Genomic DNA, 16,922 nt, shown 5'->3' on the forward strand with positions numbered 1-16,922 from the left:
CGAATTCGATCCCATATAGCATGCGTCACCGACGCTTTGGGTGTTGCCGGGCGTCACACGGGGCTTCCTAACTGCGGCGGATTTTCGATGACGGTCTTTTCAATCCGGTGGCGTCGCGTAGCTGCCACATTCATCCTTGCGTTTGCCTGCGGAACGGCGGCCTTTGCGCAGGAACGCCGCGCTTACGCCCCTCCCGATCTCACATCCGTTCGCGCCGTTACATCCGAGCACGGCATGGTGGTGGCGCAGGAGAGGCTTGCCGCGCAAGTCGGCGCCGACATCCTGAAGCAGGGCGGCAACGCGATCGACGCCGCGGTCGCCACCGGCTTTGCGCTTGCCGTCACCTATCCGCGCGCCGGAAACATCGGCGGCGGCGGCTTCATGGTGATCCATTCGGCCGGACGGAATGAAGACGCAGCTATCGATTATCGCGAGACCGCACCCGGTGCGACCACCCCAGACATTTTCCTCGGACCAGACGGCAAACCCGATACCGACAAATCACGCAATTCGGCGCTCGGCATCGGCGTGCCCGGCACGGTTGCCGGATTGGCATTGGCGCTCGAGAAATACGGCTCGGGCCGCTTCACGCTCGCGCAAATTCTCAAGCCCGCCATCGAACTGGCGCGCGACGGTTTCCTGGTCACCGACGACACGGCCGATACGCTGCCGGACATGTATCGCCGGATGGCGCGCTGGCCGGATTCGGCCAGGACATTCTCCCGCAGCGATGGCACGGCGCTGCGGGAGGGCGACCGGCTGATCCAGGCCGAACTCGCAGCAACGCTGTCGGCGATCGCCGAGCAAGGGCCGCGCGGCTTCTATCAGGGACCCGTCGCCGAAAAACTGGCGAAGGCCGTCCGCGATGCCGGCGGCATCATGACGGTGGACGATCTCAAATCCTACGAGGCGGTGGTACGCAGCCCCGTGCGCGGCAGCTATCGCGGTTACGACATCGTGTCGATGCCGCTGCCGTCCTCGGGCGGCACCGTGCTCTTGGAGACGCTGAACATTCTCGAAGGGTTTCCGATGCCGGACATGAAGCAGGGCTCCGCGCCTTCGCTGCATGTCATGATCGAGGCCATGAAGAGGGCCTACGCCGACCGCGCGCGCTATCTCGGCGATCCCGCCTTCGTCAACGCGCCGGCGGATCTTCTGATCAGCAAGGACTACGCCGCGAAACTGCGCGACGGCATCGACCTTGCGCGCGCAACGCCGGCCGAAGCGCTGGCTGTGAAATCGCCGCGCGAGGGCAGCAACACCACGCATTATTCGGTGGTCGATACCAGCGGCAATGCGGTCAGCAATACCTACACCCTGAATTTTTCCTATGGCGTCGGACTGGTCGCCGATGGCACCGGCGTGCTGCTCAACAATGAACTCGATGATTTCACCGCGGCGCCCGGCGCATCGAATGCGTTCGGGCTGGTGGGATTCGAGGCCAATCTGCCCGGCCCCGGAAAGCGACCGCTGTCGTCGATGTCGCCGACCATCGTGCTGAAGGATGGCAAGCCGGTGCTGGTGACGGGCTCGCCGGGCGGCAGCCGCATCATTTCGGCCGTGCTGCAGGTCGTGGTCGACGTGCTCGACTACAAGATGGACGTCGCCGCCGCCGTAGCAGCTCCCCGTCTCCATCACCAATGGATGCCGGACGTGGTGCGCGTGGAACAGGGCTTTCCGCAGGAAACGCTGGATGCGTTAAGGGAGAAGGGCCACCATGTGATCGAGCCGCTCGGCCAGACCTCGGCCAATTCCATCACCGTCACGCCCAACGGCCTGCTCGGCGCACCCGACCCGCGCACGCGAGGCGCGGCGGCGGTAGGACAGTAACGTAGCACTGCATCCTTCAAAGGAGAGTTTCAGATGACATCTCTCAAGGGCAAGACGCTGTTCATCTCGGGCGCCAGCCGCGGCATCGGTCTGGCGATTGCGCTCCGCGCCGCGCGTGACGGCGCCAATGTCGCGATTGCGGCGAAGACTGCGGAGCCGCACCCGAAACTCAAGGGCACCATCTATACCGCCGCGGAAGAAATTCGTGCCGCCGGCGGCAAGGCGCTGCCGGTGCTGTGCGACATCCGCGACGAGACACAGGTAATGGCGGCGATCGAGCAGACCGTCGCCGAATTCGGCGGCATCGATATCTGCGTCAACAATGCCAGCGCCATCAGCCTCACCAACTCGCAGGGAACCGACATGAAGCGGTTCGACCTCATGATGGGCATCAACACCCGCGGCACCTTCATGGTGTCGAAATATTGCATCCCGCATCTGAAGAAGGCCGCCAACCCGCATATCCTCATGCTGTCGCCGCCGCTCGACATGAAGACCAAATGGTTCGAGCATTCCACCGCCTACACCATGGCGAAGTTCGGCATGAGCATGTGCGTGCTGGGATTGTCAGGCGAACTGAAATCCGCCGGCGTTGCGGTCAACGCACTGTGGCCACGCACCACCATCGCCACCGCTGCCGTCGGCAACCTGCTCGGCGGCGAGGCGATGATGCGCGCCAGCCGGACGCCCGAAATCATGGGCGATGCCGCGCACGCCATCCTGACCAAACCGTCGCGCGAGTTCACCGGGCAGTTCTGCATCGACGACAAGGTGCTCTATGCCGCCGGCGTCAGGGATTTCGAGCCCTACCGCGTCGATCGCTCGGTGCCGCTGATGTCGGACTTCTTCGTCCCCGACGACGACCTGCCACCGCCCGGCGTCACCGTGCAGGCGCTGCCTTCGGTGGGCGCGGCGCAAACGTCGCGCTAGAGACCACGGAGCATGTGAACGTTGCGAAAGTGGATTGCCATCGCCCTCGCCGTCCTGGTCGCCACGCTGGCGGGCGCGAGCGTCTACTTCCGGCCCGATCGCGCCATCCGCGTCGCGACCGGCTATGTCGCCCATAACATCTGCTCGAAGACCTTCGTCTCGGGGCTCGATCCACAGACGGTATTCGCGGAGGTTTCGGAACGCGCCGGAATACGGCGGCTGCGCCACGCGCTCCGCTTCGCGCTCGACCGTGGCGCGGGGACTGTCGACGCCTCGACGCTCGGACTATTTCGTAGCCGCGCGGCCTTTCACGACGGGCTCGGCTGCGTCGATCAGCATGGAGCAAAAGAGCCTTATCTGCTGAAGAGCGACGTCGAGGCGCTGAAGGCGAAGACGCCGCCGGCGCTTCCCGAGATCGCCGGCCCCGCTGTGGTCGAACCGGCGGACCCGGCGCTGAAGGCGGCGCTCGATCACGCCTTCGAGGAGCCGGCCGCGCCGCCGTTCCGCAGAACCAAGGCGGTGGTCGTGGTGCACGACGGCAAGGTGATTGCCGAACGCTACGCTCCCGGTATCGGCGTCGAGACGCCGTTGCTCGGCTTCTCCATGACCAAGTCGGTGATCAACGCGCTGATCGGCATCTTGACGCAGCAAGGTCTTGTCACGCCCTCGATGCCCGCGCCGATACCGGAATGGCGCGGCGCCGGCGATCCCAGGCGCGAGATCGAGGTCGAGCATCTCATGCGCATGACCAGCGGCCTCGACCTCGACGAAAGCAATTCCGGCTTCGATCCGTCCAGCCGGATGTACCTGCAGGACGACACGGCTGCCTATGCGGTGAACACGAAGATGATCGCGCCGATCGGCACGCGATGGGCGTACTCGAGTCCGACCACGCAGATCCTGGCGCGCATCGTTCGCGACGCCGTCGGCGGACCGGAACAGACGCTGGCGTTTGCGTGGCGCGAACTGTTCAACCCGCTCGGCATGCGCAATGTTACGCTTGAGTTCGACGGCGTCGGCACGTTGCAAGGCTCGACCTACATGCTGGCGAGCGCGCGGGACTGGGCGAAGTTCGGCCTGCTCTACCTCAATGACGGCGTCGCCGGCGAAAAGCGCATCCTGCATCCGGACTGGGTCGATTCTTGCGCGGCTGCGACGCTTCATACCGATTACGCCGCCGGCTTCTGGACCAATCGCAGCGAGCACCCCAACGCAAAAGGCCGCGTGCTGTTAGGCATCCCGCGCGATGCCTTCTTTGCCTCAGGCGACCTCGGCCAGCGCATCATCATCGTGCCGTCGCAGCGCCTTGTCGTGGCGCGGCTCGGCGACAGCGTCGATCCGACCGGCGATATCAGAGGCGTTGCGAGGCTGGTGAAGGAAGTGATCGCGGCGGTGCAGCCTTGAGTCGGCTACCGCCCAATCACATACGGCCCGCCCTTTTCCAGCGCACGCGCATAGGCCGGGCGGGCATGAATCCGTTCGAGGAACGCCATCGCCTTGGGATGGCCCTGCTCCAGTCCGCCGCGCGCCGCGGCGGCTTCGAGCGGAAAGCTCATCTGGATGTCCGCGCCCGAAAATTCATTGCCGGCGAACCATTCGCTTTTTCCCAGCTCGCCCTCCCAGTAGTCCATGTGCTGCTTGAGCTGCGGATTGACCAGCGTGGTCAACGCCGTGTTGGAGACCTTGCGCACCAGCGGCCGCAGCAAGGCCGGCGCGCGCTTTGGCATCAAGGTGAACAGCAGCTTCAACAGCAGCGGCGACATCGCCGAGCCTTCCGCATAGTGCAGCCAATAGGTGTAGCGCAGCCGTTCCGGCGTGTTCGGCGGCGGGATCAGACGGCCGTTGCCATAAGTGCCGATGATGTATTCGCAGATCGCGCCGGACTCGGCGATCGTATTGCCGTTGTCGGTGATGACGGGCGATTTGCCGAGCGGATGAATGGCGCGCAGTTCCTTGGGGGCGCGCATGTCCGGCTGGCGCTGATAGCGAACAATCTCGTAGGGAACACCGAGCTCTTCGAGCAGCCAGAGCACGCGCTGGGAGCGAGAGTTGTTGAGATGATGAACCGTCAGCATTGGCGCTCCCCTAAAGTTGGCGTCGCGTTGGTGCCAGCCGGGGGACAGAAAGTCGAGACGGCCTTAGGCGAAGCGGTATATTTACCCGGGTGATATTGACAGCATAATTTATCCGGGTAAATATAGACTAGCGAAAATCCGGAAGTCCCTCGAATGCCCGACAAGATCCGCCCCCAATTCACCGCCTTCATCGGCCCGCAGCGCCTGGCGACGGGCCCGCTGGCCGAGGTCGCGCTGGCAGTGATGCAGGCTTCCCGCAGGCCCGCCGCGCCGCCGATCATCATATTCAGCGATGCCACCGGCCAACCGATCGATCTCGACCTTCGCGGCACCGAACGCGACGTCATTGCGCGCCTGCCGCAGTCGCCGCCCGATCCGGAATCCGCGACCGATGAGTCGGCGGAGGCGCCGCGCGGGCGCGGACGGCCCAAGCTCGGCGTCGTCGCGCGCGAGGTGACGCTGTTGCCGCGCCATTGGGAATGGCTGGGAGCGCAGCCGGGCGGGGCGTCCGTGGCGTTGCGCAAACTCGTGGAAGAAGCGCGCCGCGCCAATGGCGATCTCGATCGCGCGCGTGCGGCCAGGGACGCCGCCTATCGCTTCATGTCCGTGATGGCCGGCAATCTCGCGGGCTTCGAGGAAGCGTCGCGGGCGCTGTTCGCCGACGACCGGCGGCGATTCGTCGGTCTCGTCGCCGGCTGGCCCGACGATATCCGCGATCACGTCGTCAAGCTCGCCTTCAGCGATCGCGCCGAACCGTAGGAGCGATCGGTGACGCGGGGCGACCGCGCTTTTCACAGTATTACGATCGTAATGATACCGGTGGACGCGCTACCTGCCTTGCGCCACAATGCGCCAAAACAATCAGGGAGACTGCCGTGAGCTCAAACCCGCAATTCCTGTTCGACTTCGGCAGCCCCAACGCCTTCCTCAGCCACGAAGCGATCCCGGCGATCGAACAACGCACCGGCGTGAAGTTCGAATATGTGCCGGTCCTGCTCGGCGGCATCTTCAAGGCCACCAACAACAGGTCGCCGGCCGAAGCATTCGCCGGCATCAAGAACAAGCGCGAATTCCACGCGCTGGAGACCGAGCGCTTCCTGAAGCGGTTTGGAGTCAAGCCCTACGTCTGGAACCCGTTCTTCCCGGTCAACACGCTGCATTTGATGCGCGCGGCGATAGCAGCCCAGTTCGAGGGCGTATTCGAAAAGTATGTCGAGGCTGCCTTCCATCACATGTGGGTCGAGCCGAAGAAGATGGATGATCCCGAAGTTGCAGCCAAAGCGCTGGCATCGTCTGGGCTCGATGCTGCAAGGCTATTGACGCGCTCGCAGGACACCGACGTAAAAGCCAAGCTGATCGAGAATACGCAAAACGCGGTCGAGCGCGGCGCGTTCGGCTCGCCGACCTTCTTCGTCGGCAAGGAAATGTTTTTCGGCAAGGAGCAGCTTCGCGAAGTCGAGGAAATGGTCTCGGGGAAATAGCCGCCCTGATTCGACTGTTTGGCGAGAAGTGGTAAAGAAGCGAATGGTGATTGGCGAATAACGAATGGTTGGGGTGGAAGTAGCCGATATCTTCTATTCACCATTCGCTACTCGCTATTCGCCCGCCTCCAAGACCAATAACAAAGGGAAGTTGATCCATGCGTATTCTCGTGGTGGGCGCCGGCGCCATCGGCGGCTATTTCGGCGGCAGGCTGCTGCAGGCCGGGAACGATGTCACCTTCCTGGTCCGGCCGAAGCGCGCTTCCGAACTTGCGAGCGCAGGCCTTGTCATCAAGAGCCCGGCCGGCGATGTAACGCTCAAGAATCCACCGACGGTGCAGGCCGACAAGCTCGCCGAGCCGTTCGACGTGGTGCTGTTGAGCTGCAAGGCGTTTGACCTCGAAGACGCCATCAAGTCCTTTGCTCCCGCGGTCGGGCCTAAAACGGCGATCATCCCGCTGCTCAACGGCTTGCTGCACCTCAACGTGCTGGACAAGAAGTTTGGAGCGGAACGCGTGCTGGGCGGCCTCTGCGCGATCGCGGTGACGCTCAACGAAGCCCGCGAAGTGGTGCAGCTCGCGCCGATGCAGTCGCTCAATTTCGGCGAACGCGATGGCGCAATGTCGGAGCGGGTGCGCGCGATTGCGAAGGTGTTCGACAGCGGCAAGTTCGGCGCGGCGGCGAGCGAACACATCATGCAGGACATGTGGGAGAAATGGGTTTTCCTGGCTTCGCTCGCGGCCTCCACCTGTCTGATGCGCACGTCGGTCGGCAACATCCTGGCGGTCGCCGGTGGCAAGGATTTTCTGCTCGGCATGCTCGATGAATGCGGCGCGATTGCAAAGGCGTCGGGCTTTGACCCGGCCGGCCCATTCTTCCAGCGCACCGCCGGCTTGCTGACGACCGAGGGGTCGCCGATGACCGCCTCGATGTTCCGCGACATCAAAGCGGGCCTGCCGGTTGAAGCTGACCACGTGATCGGCGATCTCGTCGCGCGCGCCGACGCTGCCAAGATTCCGGTACCGAAGCTGCGGATCGCCTACACCCATCTCAAGGCGTATGAGAAGCAGCGCGGCTAGTTGGACCCGTAGCCCGGATGAAGCGCAGCGTAATCCGGGGCATTCATTCGCGTTGGTTAGGTCATCCCGGGTTGCGCTGCGCTCCACCCGGGCTACGCCATCTTCAAAGATGCGCGAGATAGTGCGCGAGTGCCTCGATCTCTTCCTCGCTCAGCGGAAAGGCCACATCGGCCATCGCTGCCATCGCGCCGCCGGCCCGCACGCCCGTCTTGTAGTCGCGCAGGGCCTTCACGAGATATTCTTCGCGCTGGCCGGCGACGCGGGCGACTGCCTTGGTGCCGGCATACGTATCCAAGTGGCAGGAGGCGCAGCGCCGGCCGGCAGCCGCCTGCGCACCCTTCTTTGACAGATCGGGGTCGTCGTCGGGCTTCGATTCCTTCGGCGGCGGCAGTGAGGCGAAATAGGCGCCGAGGTTGCGGATATCCTCATTGTTGAGCTGTTCGACGATCGGCTGCATCTGCTCGTTCTTGCGGGTGCCGGCGCGGAAGAACACGAGCTGCCACTGAATGAACAGGTCCGGCTGTGCCGCCAGCGAGGGCATGTTTTCCATTTGCGAAATGCCGTTTTCGCCATGGCAGCCGACGCACAACTCGGCTTTTTCCTTGCCGGCGGCGATATCGGCGGCGCGAGCGAACGAGCCGCAAGACATGAAAACCGCCAGCGCTCCGACCAATGCCCTTCGCATTTCAACTACTCTCCGCCATCCGCTTCAAACAACAGAGGCTGCGGCCACTCGTTCCCGAGCAACCGCAGCCTCCGATGACTCACGTCCTACTTCTTGTAGCTGATGCGATAGATGGCGCCGGCCCAGTCGTCGGCCACCAGTATCGAACCGTCTTTGGCGAGGATGATGTCGTTCGGACGACCGAGATAGTTGGTGTCACCCTCAAGCCAGCCGGAGGCGAATATCTCCGACTTGGCGTTCTTGCCGTCGGCATCCACGATCACACGCTTGATCCGGGCGCCCTGGTACTTGTAGCGGTTCCAGGAGCCGTGCTCGGCGATCAGGATGTTGTTCTTGTATTCGGCGGGGAATTGATCGCCGGTATAGAACTTCATGCCGAGCGGTGCGACATGAGCGCCGAGCTTGACGACAGGCGGTGTGAATTCATCGCACTTGTGGCCCATCGCGAATTTCGGATCCGGCATGTCGCCCTGGTGGCAATAGGGATAGCCGAAATGCTCGCCTATCTTGGTGATCATGTTGAGCTTGTCGCTCGGCATGTCGTCGCTGATCCAGTCGCGCGCGTTCTCGGTAAACCAGTATCGCCCCGAGCGCGGATCGACGTCGCCGCCGACGCTGTTGCGGACGCCGAGCGCCCAGATCTCGGCATTGCCGGTCTTGGGATCGACGCGCCGGATCTGCGAGACACTGGTCGGCGGGATGCCGATGTTGAACGGAGGTCCGAACGGCAGATAGAACCAGCCATCCTTGTCGACGGCGATATATTTCCAGCCATGCGCGACGTAGGTCGGCATGTCGTCATACACCACCTTGCCGGCGCCGAGATTGTCGAGATTGGCTTCGGCATTTTCGTATTTGATCAGCCTGTTGATCGCGACGACGTAGAGCGCGCCGTCGAGGAACGCCAGACCGGTGGGCATGTTGAGACCCTTGAGGACGGTCTTGACCTCCCTCTTTCCGCCATTGTCCTTGATCGCATAGACGTTGCCGAGGCTGAAGGAGCCGACAAACAGCGTGCCCTTGTCGCCCCAGGCCATCTGCCGCGCCTCCAACACGTTGGAGGCGTAAACCTCGATACTGAAACCATCCGGCAGCTTGATCTTCTTCATCATCGCCGCTAGCTCGGCCTCCGAGGCGCCGGTCGGCGGACCGGAAGGCGGTGCCTGACCTTTCTGAGCCTCGGTCTCGTCGCCGAGGAACCAGTCCGGCGGCGGGTTGGTCCAGAACTCCTTGGTGCCGGATTCGTACTTCTTCAGGGCCTTCTGCTGCGCGCTGGCCTGGCTGGCGCCTGCGACAACAAGGATGGCTGCGAGCGCAAGAATGGATCGATTGAAAGCCGATTTCATCGCGTCACTCCCTATGCAGCCTGGAGGCTGCGCATGTTATTATTTGGGAACGTTCGAGAGACGAACTTGGTCTGGTGAAGTGAAAACAGACCGGGAAATGGTAGCACATCCGCTCTCGGCGAGAAGCGCGGGCACCGCGGCTCCGTCAGACGAAAGCAAATTGTGAGACGGATTGATAACTGGCTGTCGATCCGCATTTACAGCTGCGCCCGCTGCACCGCAATATTCTCGCGATGCCAACGGCTGTGATGCTGATTTGAGCCGGCTCAGGTGGGCGTGCTTCCACAGACGAGGCCGAGTGCGCGTGTCCTCATGCTCGGTGGGACAGGTTCGATCGGTTCTGCCTTGGTGCCAGAACTGTTTGGCGAGAGCCACGAATTGTTCGGCCTGGCGCGATCCGGTGCAGCGCCGGCGAAGTTGAAGCCGGCTGAAGCAACGCCGACCGCGCTATTTTCGCTTTACCGTCAGTTTCGCCGCCCCCTTGTTATTTCGATAAAAGAGATCATAGAGGCCGGGAACGCCGAGCACGGAGTCGTTGACGAAGATGAACAGCTCACCTTCGCGGGTAGGCTTGATGGTGGCTTCGATCACGGAATCAGAGGGATCTGGATCGAGAAAGGCCTCCTCTCCGCCGATGTCTCCATAGCGTAGAACGATCCGAAACCAGTCCTTGGTCAATTCGCGGCGCAACGGCACGCCGAGTCCAAGCAGGATTCGCTGTTTCCAGGTCGGCTGTTCAGTGGGTGAGAAGCCGCCGAACGGGACGTTGATGCTGGCATCGTGCCAGGTCTCCGATGGCACCGGCTCGACCTTCACCAGATATCTGGCTCCGCCGCCGTCGAGGTGAATGCCCGTCGGCTTGCACAGGTCCGATGTCTTGAAGATGACGGGCGGCGCGCCCTCTCCCCTGGTGAGGCCCGTCGCCTTCGTGCTGGGCGTGCAGGTAAGACCGGCAACGTCCTGGACGTTGTAGAGCAGCCGGTTCACGAGGGCCAGACCGATATAGGCGAACAACAGGGCAAAGAACGCAGGTGCCCATCTGCGTTTCAGCCCTTCGTGCAGCGCGATGTAGAATCTGTTGCTGCGAAGCCGATAGATGAAATCATCGGGCAAGCTCGACGGTGCAGAAGGCGTTTTTCGCCAGATCGCCCCCATACGGTCGTCGATGCGGGATGCGATTCGCACTCCCCAAAGATTGAAGAACACGACCAGTCCGGCAAGCAGCAGGAAGGAAAACGGCGAGCGGGCATAGCCGTCGATCCACGTGGACGCGAAACCCGGCAGAAACGCTCCGACGAAGCGGATTATGTCCGAGACCCATCGAATCGGGCTCGTGAACTCGTCGGAGCGCGTGGCGCCGCTGATCAACGGAAAAGCCAGCAGCCATGCGGTCGCGCCGACGGTAGCGAAATAGACGACGCGCCGTTTCCAGATTTCGTTCCAGACATGCTCCTGTGCATCCGCGCGCGTTTTGGCCGCATCGATGGTCTCGCACCCAAATTGATCTGGCGTGACGATCTCGCCATCGGCCTTCACGACGTCGTAGACCGGGGGCAAGCCGATGGGCGCATAGGCGTGCGCATGGTTCCTGATCCGCCTGAACACGGATTCGTGGATTTTCGGACGGTCGATCGCGACTTCGTCGTCTTCCTGTTTCGAGTATCGGTAGTTGCAGAGCCGAACGAGCTTCCGCGGGCCGTAACGGTAATAGGCGCCGAGGCCCGCGCGCGGATCGTAGATTCGGCCATCCTTGTCCGCTCTCGACATGGCGCTCTTGAACGCATCCGGATAGGCAGGCGGATCGCCGGTTTCGGATTTGAATTTCAGGCCGCAGCGCCGCGCCTCGTTGAGCATCCAGACCAACGGAATGTAGGCCAGCGCATCATCGGGATATCCGCCGCCTACGTTGGAATGCACGCCTGCGAACCAGACCTGGCTGATCTGTTCGTCGGCGATGTTGCGCTTCTGGTTTGGATCGAACTCCGACGGCGGAACGACTTTTTCATCCCAGAGTTCGGGATGAAAGGTAGTTCGCTCTTCATCGAGCGAAAGCGCCTGGCACGCACGCTGGACACGTTTGCGATCCAGCATGTGATTGGGAAGTTCGAGCGGAACGATCCATCGGCTGACACCGCGCGTCATCTCATCCATCGGCAGCCCATAGGCGGCCACGGTGTCCCACACACCCACGAACCGGATGCATTTGACTTTGCGATTGTCGCGCTTGTCGTACTTGATCGGAAAAAGGAAGTTGCGAATGGCCCGGTACCAGTCCTCGGGATGCCAAGGCCACAGAGTGTGGTAGCGCTCGCTGCGGTACTGCCGGTACGCTGCTATGGCCTTTTTGTTGAGTTCGCTTTCGCTATCAGCGGACACAAGCCCCTGGTTGAGAATCAGACCGATGACGACACGGATCGTAAACGCGCCGCGGCTGAAGCCGAAGCCGTAGAGATCGTCGTCCTCATCCTTGTAGTTGCGACATGCAAATTTGTAGATGTCGATGACGTTCCGCTTCAGTCCAAAGCCGAACGCGCCCCCAAGGACCGCCAAAGGCTTGAACGTCGACGTGCCGACGCCATCATCATAGAAGGCGACCTGGTCGTTGCCGGAAAGATCCAGTGCCTCAAAGGTGCGCCAGACGTTGGTGCGCCAGACCTTGGCCGCGGAATTGCCGGTGCCGTCGGACAGCAAAACAATGTTTCGGCCCATGAAATTGCCCTGCCGAGTACAATGCGATTCCACAATCTCTGGTCTAAGAGCATTGCACGCTCTCATTGAGCGAAAAGAGAGCTGGGTCACACCGGGGGCCAAAAAACGACAAGGCCGCCAAAAGGCGGCCTGTCGTTGGATCATGGCGTTGCCAATCCTAGGAAATCTGGAGCGGGCGAAGGGGCTCGAACCCTCGACCCCGACCTTGGCAAGGTCGTGCTCTACCACTGAGCTACACCCGCATCCGAGATGGCGGCGATCGCTCGCCGTCAGCGGCAGACCTATGCCAAATGCGGACTGGGAATGCAACAGTCCGAACGCAATCTGATGACACCTGATTGGCCGATTTCATTAACAAACAGGCTCGAATCAGCTCGAAACCATGCCTGATGGGCTCAATCGGCGTCAGAGGGTGCGATTCGGAACCTGGGCTGGGCCGCCAGCGGCCTGCGGGCGATTCTGAGCCAAGCGCGAACAGGAGGGTTCCGATAGGTGCGGCCCGCGCCGAACGTCAATCGACGATTGCCGGCTGTCACCGGCGCAAGCCTCAAGCACCGCCCCATAACCACATAACGGGGCGCGCAGTGGTTTTTTGTCCCCGATCTCCGCTCGAGCCGGCTGGCGGAGTGCCCCTATGGCCAATTGAATTTTGTGGCCAAGCCGCCATCTAGCGGATGAGAACTTGGTTCCGGGACGTGCTAGAACGGGCCCCGTTTCCGACCAGCATTCGCAAAGCACATCAGGCGAGGGATACCGTGACGATAGTTGAGCAGGGCGGCGGCCCGGCACCGCAGGCAGCACCCGATCTGATCAAGGAGACGACCACTCAGGCCTTCGTGAAGGATGTCATCGAGGAATCGAAGCGCCAGCCGGTGCTGATCGACTTCTGGGCTGAATGGTGCGGTCCCTGTCGCCAGCTGACGCCCGTGCTGGAAAAGGCGGTCCGCGCCGCCAAGGGCAAGGTCAAGCTGGTCAAGATGAATATCGACCACCATCCGGCCATTCCGGGCCAGATGGGCATTCAGTCGATCCCGGCCGTGATCGCGTTCGTCAACGGCCAGCCCGCAGACGGGTTCATGGGCGCGGTGCCGGAGAGCCAGGTCAACGCCTTCATCGACAAGCTGACCAAGGGCATGACCGCACCGGGCGAGCCGAACATTGCGGAAATCCTGCAAGAGGCCGAGGCCGTGCTGGCGGAGGGCGACCCGGCCGCAGCAGCCCAGATCTATGCCGAGATACTGGGCTTTGACGCCGCCAACATCGCGGCGCTGGCTGGACTGGCGAAGTGCTACGTGACGACGGGCGCGATCGAGCAGGCCAAACAGACCCTGGCGATGGTTCCGGAATCGAAGCGCAACGACGCCGCAGTCAAAGCGGTGCAGGCCTCGATCGACCTCGCCGAGCAGGCGCAGTCGGTCGGCCCGGTGACCGAACTGGAACAGAAGGTCGCCGCAAACCCGCTCGACCATCAGGCACGGTTTGACCTGGCGACCGCGCTCAATGCGCTCGGCAAGCGCAGCGAGGCGACCAACCAGTTGCTGGAAATCGTCAAGCGGGATCGAAAATGGAACGATGACGGCGCGCGCAAGCAGCTCGTGCAGTTCTTCGAGGCGTGGGGCGGCGCCGACGAGGCGACCGTCGAGGGACGAAAGCGGCTATCGACGATTCTTTTTTCGTAGGCCGATCCAAACCCGTGGAAACTGGTTTTGTGAAGAGTATACGCACCAAACCAAGAAACTGACCGGAACCGCCGATGCCGATCAATGCCGAATACCGCGGACCCGGCGAACTTCCCGAGATCATTCCGGTGTTTCCACTGCCGGGCGCGCTGTTGCTGCCGCGCGGCCAAATGCCGCTCAATATTTTCGAGCCGCGCTATCTGGCGATGGTGGACGACGCGCTGCGCGACGGCCACCGGCTGATCGGGATGATCCAGCCGGATATTTCCCATAGCAGAGACGAGGCTAGGCCGGAGCTGTTCCGGGTCGGCTGTGTCGGCCGCATCACCCAACTCGCCGAATCCGGTGACGGGCGCTACATCCTCGAATTGACCGGCGTCGCCCGTTTCAAGGTCGTGGAGGAAATCACGGTCCTGACCGCGTACCGGCAATGCAAGGTGGACTTCTTCCCCTATGTCGACGATTTCGTCGCGCGCAAGGGCGAGGAGGCCGTGGACCGCACGGCCTTGCTCGACGTGCTGACTGATTTTCTCAACGCCAACAACCTGAAGGTGGATTGGGAAGGTATCGAGAGTGCGCCGAACGAGGCACTGGTCAACGCGCTGGCGATGATGTCACCCTATGGCCCGGCGGAGAAGCAGGCGATGCTTGAAGCGCCCGATCTGAAGACCCGCGCCGAGATCCTGATCGCGGTGACCGAAATGGACCTCGCCAAGAAGCGCACCAGCGGCGACACCGGGCTGCAGTAGCGTCAAATTAGGTCAAACATCCCCAACGCAAGCCCGTGCATCAGCCGGCAGGACTTGACGGCGCCTTCAGCGCGCCGCTGCCATGTCTCGACTGCGCCGCCTCACGGGCTGGAGCTGCCGGCGCACCATTTTCAGAGCTTTAGCTGCACATATTGGCCGACTGAAGTAACCTTGCATTTCAGCGCATGCCCCTTCACGGAGGATCGCCAGCTGCTCCTCGGTTTCGACTCCTTCGGCCGTCGTCGTCTTGCCGAGACTGACTGCAAATCGAACCACCGCGCGTGCGATCCGGCGTGACTCCTCGTTCGCACCCGACAGCGCGTTGACGAAGCTGCGATCGATCTTGATTTTGTCGAATGGGAACTTCTGAAGCAGGCTCAACGATGAATAGCCGGTGCCGAAATCATCGAGGGCAATTCGCACGCCCAGTCTGTGCAGCTGGTCCAACGCAGCAAGCACCGCCTCGCTGTCATGCATGGTGATCGTCTCGGTGACCTCGAGCTCCAATCTATGGGCAACAATGCCCGAATTCGCGAGCGCGCCGACGATGGTCGAAACCAGCTCCTTGCTCCTGAATTGAGCGGGTGACAGATTTACCGCGATCTTCAGGCCATCGGGCCATTTGGCCGCCTCGTTACAGGCGGCCCTCAACACCCATTCTCCGATGGGCAGGATCAGGCCGGTCTCTTCCGCAAGCGGGATGAATTCAGCCGGCATGATCAAGCCGCGTTGAGGGTGATGCCAGCGCAAGAGCGCCTCAAAGCCTAAGGGTTCACCGCTTTCGGCATTGATGATCGGCTGGTAATGAAGCTCGAATTCACCCTTGGCCAACGCATCACGCATGTCGCGCTCCATATTGCGCCGGGCATGCATGAGCTGGTCCAGCTCGGGCTCGAAGAAGCGGAATGAACCGCGTCCGCCGCTCTTGGCCGAATAGAGCGCGAGATCCGCACTCTTCAGGATCTCGTCAGGGTTGGTGCCGTCGCGTGGCGCGATGGCAATGCCGATGGTCACCTGATGGTCGCCAAGATCGAAAGGCCTGCAAAGCGCTTGGCTGATTTTCTCGGCAAGGGCCGTGGCCTCGACGACGGGATTGGTCACGTAGTCGATGACGGCGAACTCGTCGCCGCCCAGCCGTGCAATCAGAGCGGTATCGCGGATGCATTCGAGCAGCCGCGCGGCGACGGCTTGCAGTAGCTTGTCGCCTGTCGGATGACCGAGCGTGTCGTTGACCTCCTTGAAGCGATCGAGATCGAGCATGAAGACGGCAAGGCCGGATCCGCCCTCGCGGGTAATTGCGAGAGCGTGATCCATGCGCACGCGCAGCCGCACTCGGTTTGGCAGGTCGGTCAGCGCGTCATGCTGGGCCATATGGATGATCTTGGCTTCGGACTGCCGCTGCTCGGTGACGTCGAGGTGCGTCGCCACCCAGCCGCCTCCCGCCATGGGCTGCCGGGTGACGCAGATCAATCGCCCGTCCGCAAGTTCGTCCACCCTGCTGGCGACAGCGTCGGGCGGCAACGCATTCAGAGAGCAACCGATTCGCGGCGCTCTCGCTGGTCTCGCCTTTGAGGATGCCGTTCGCAATCCGATGCGCGATGACTTCGTGGTGTGGCGTTCCCGGCTCCAGCAGTTCCGGCGGCAGCCGATACATTTTGGCATAGCGATCATTGCATACGACAAGCCGCTTGCAGAGACCCTCGCCCATGTGATTGATGGCCGTATCGAGCCTGAGTTTCTGTTCCTGCAGTTCTCTTCGCGAAGCTTCGACTTCTTGCCGGGCGAGCGACAACTGGCTGATGATTTCCTCGAATTTGCGAGTCCGGGTGGCCAAACGGCGATCCGCCAGCACCCCGATAAGGCTCATCCCGAGCACCGACAAGGCGACGCCGGCGATCAGCAGCGCGAGGAAGGTCGGAGAAAGCGACAGGGTGTCCGGCGCCCGCATCGGATCCGGAACGATCTGCACCGCGCCCATCGCGGTGAAATGATGCGAGACGATGGCCAGCGTCAGCAGCAGCGCGGCAGCAAATGTTCCTCGCCTGTCATTATGGCGCGTCGCGATGGCCAGGGCGGCACAGCCGAAGAACAGGCCGAGAGCGATCGATGCCAACACGAGATCCGGTGACCAGCTCACGCGGCCGGGCACCTCAAGCGCCCACATGCCAAGATAGTGCATGCTCGCAATGCCGGCGCCGATAATCGCGCCACCGACGGGGGCACGCCACCGACCGGGATCGCTGGCGGCAAAACCAAGTCCGCAGGAAGTCAGTATCATCGCAGCCGCGAGCGACAATCCCGTCAAGGCGATGGCGTAGCCGGTTGAAACGCCCGGCTCATAAGCCAGCATGGCGATGAA

General features: G+C 62.3%; 14 protein-coding genes and 1 tRNA gene. 8 read left to right on the top strand and 7 right to left on the bottom strand.

Annotated elements, in window-relative coordinates; translation table 11 throughout:
- Positions 1–87: 87 nt before the first annotated feature.
- Genes ggt through ACH79_RS10350 form a run of 3 tightly spaced genes read left to right on the top strand, consistent with a single transcriptional unit; the run spans position 88 to position 4,164 of the window.
- Positions 88–1,830 (top strand): gamma-glutamyltransferase, encoded by a 1,743-nt coding sequence (ggt, locus tag ACH79_RS10340; RefSeq protein WP_161850934.1) that lies wholly within the window; start codon positions 88–90, stop codon positions 1,828–1,830.
- 33 nt (positions 1,831–1,863) lie between these two features.
- On the top strand, positions 1,864–2,760 hold the full coding sequence (locus ACH79_RS10345; RefSeq protein ID WP_161850935.1) for an NAD(P)-dependent oxidoreductase: 897 nt from the start codon (positions 1,864–1,866) through the stop codon (positions 2,758–2,760).
- A 21-nt stretch (positions 2,761–2,781) separates the two neighbouring features.
- Entirely contained in the window at positions 2,782–4,164 is a 1,383-nt protein-coding gene (locus ACH79_RS10350) for a serine hydrolase (RefSeq protein WP_161850936.1), read from the top strand.
- A gap of 5 nt (positions 4,165–4,169) precedes the next feature.
- Here the strand turns inward: ACH79_RS10350 and ACH79_RS10355 are convergent, their stop codons facing one another.
- The gene (locus tag ACH79_RS10355; RefSeq protein WP_161850937.1) at positions 4,170–4,835 is read right to left on the bottom strand and encodes a glutathione S-transferase family protein; all 666 of its coding nucleotides are present in this window, start codon (positions 4,833–4,835) and stop codon (positions 4,170–4,172) included.
- A 153-nt stretch (positions 4,836–4,988) separates the two neighbouring features.
- Here ACH79_RS10355 and ACH79_RS10360 point away from each other — a divergent pair, with 153 nt between their 5' ends.
- From ACH79_RS10360 to panE, 3 genes are all read left to right on the top strand, one after another.
- Complete coding sequence (locus ACH79_RS10360) at positions 4,989–5,594, top strand: DUF2239 family protein (RefSeq protein ID WP_202639214.1); 606 nt, start codon at positions 4,989–4,991, stop codon at positions 5,592–5,594.
- A gap of 116 nt (positions 5,595–5,710) precedes the next feature.
- Complete coding sequence (locus ACH79_RS10365; RefSeq protein WP_161850938.1) at positions 5,711–6,316, top strand: 2-hydroxychromene-2-carboxylate isomerase; 606 nt, start codon at positions 5,711–5,713, stop codon at positions 6,314–6,316.
- A gap of 158 nt (positions 6,317–6,474) precedes the next feature.
- Complete coding sequence (panE, locus tag ACH79_RS10370; protein WP_161850939.1) at positions 6,475–7,395, top strand: 2-dehydropantoate 2-reductase; 921 nt, start codon at positions 6,475–6,477, stop codon at positions 7,393–7,395.
- 103 nt (positions 7,396–7,498) lie between these two features.
- Here panE and ACH79_RS10375 read toward each other — a convergent pair whose 3' ends face one another.
- From ACH79_RS10375 to ACH79_RS10390, 4 genes are all read right to left on the bottom strand, one after another.
- Positions 7,499–8,080, bottom strand: coding sequence for a cytochrome c (locus tag ACH79_RS10375; protein ID WP_161850940.1), 582 nt, complete (start codon positions 8,078–8,080; stop codon positions 7,499–7,501).
- 86 nt (positions 8,081–8,166) lie between these two features.
- Complete coding sequence (locus tag ACH79_RS10380; protein WP_161850941.1) at positions 8,167–9,426, bottom strand: sorbosone dehydrogenase family protein; 1,260 nt, start codon at positions 9,424–9,426, stop codon at positions 8,167–8,169.
- A 447-nt stretch (positions 9,427–9,873) separates the two neighbouring features.
- Positions 9,874–12,135 carry a DUF2235 domain-containing protein gene (locus ACH79_RS10385; RefSeq protein ID WP_161850942.1) on the bottom strand — a complete coding sequence of 754 codons (2,262 nt, stop codon included), beginning with the start codon at positions 12,133–12,135 and terminating at the stop codon, positions 9,874–9,876.
- Between the two features lie 167 nt (positions 12,136–12,302).
- Positions 12,303–12,377, bottom strand: a tRNA-Gly gene (locus ACH79_RS10390).
- A 513-nt stretch (positions 12,378–12,890) separates the two neighbouring features.
- Between ACH79_RS10390 and trxA the strand changes: the two genes are divergently transcribed.
- Together trxA and ACH79_RS10400 are read left to right on the top strand one after the other, a co-directional pair.
- Entirely contained in the window at positions 12,891–13,814 is a 924-nt protein-coding gene (gene trxA / locus ACH79_RS10395; protein ID WP_161850943.1) for a thioredoxin, read from the top strand.
- A 74-nt stretch (positions 13,815–13,888) separates the two neighbouring features.
- Positions 13,889–14,563 carry an LON peptidase substrate-binding domain-containing protein gene (locus ACH79_RS10400; RefSeq protein ID WP_161850944.1) on the top strand — a complete coding sequence of 225 codons (675 nt, stop codon included), beginning with the start codon at positions 13,889–13,891 and terminating at the stop codon, positions 14,561–14,563.
- A gap of 66 nt (positions 14,564–14,629) precedes the next feature.
- Here ACH79_RS10400 and ACH79_RS43800 read toward each other — a convergent pair whose 3' ends face one another.
- A complete protein-coding gene (locus ACH79_RS43800) occupies positions 14,630–15,991 on the bottom strand; it encodes a bifunctional diguanylate cyclase/phosphodiesterase (RefSeq protein ID WP_246738497.1) in 1,362 nt (453 codons plus the stop codon).
- Positions 15,921–16,913 (bottom strand): MHYT domain-containing protein, encoded by a 993-nt coding sequence (locus ACH79_RS43805; protein WP_246738660.1) that lies wholly within the window; start codon positions 16,911–16,913, stop codon positions 15,921–15,923. The genes ACH79_RS43800 and ACH79_RS43805 overlap by 71 nt, the downstream gene beginning before the upstream one ends.
- Positions 16,914–16,922: the final 9 nt, after the last annotated feature.

It is taken from the genome of Bradyrhizobium sp. CCBAU 051011 (genome assembly GCF_009930815.1).
Classification (GTDB): domain Bacteria; phylum Pseudomonadota; class Alphaproteobacteria; order Rhizobiales; family Xanthobacteraceae; genus Bradyrhizobium.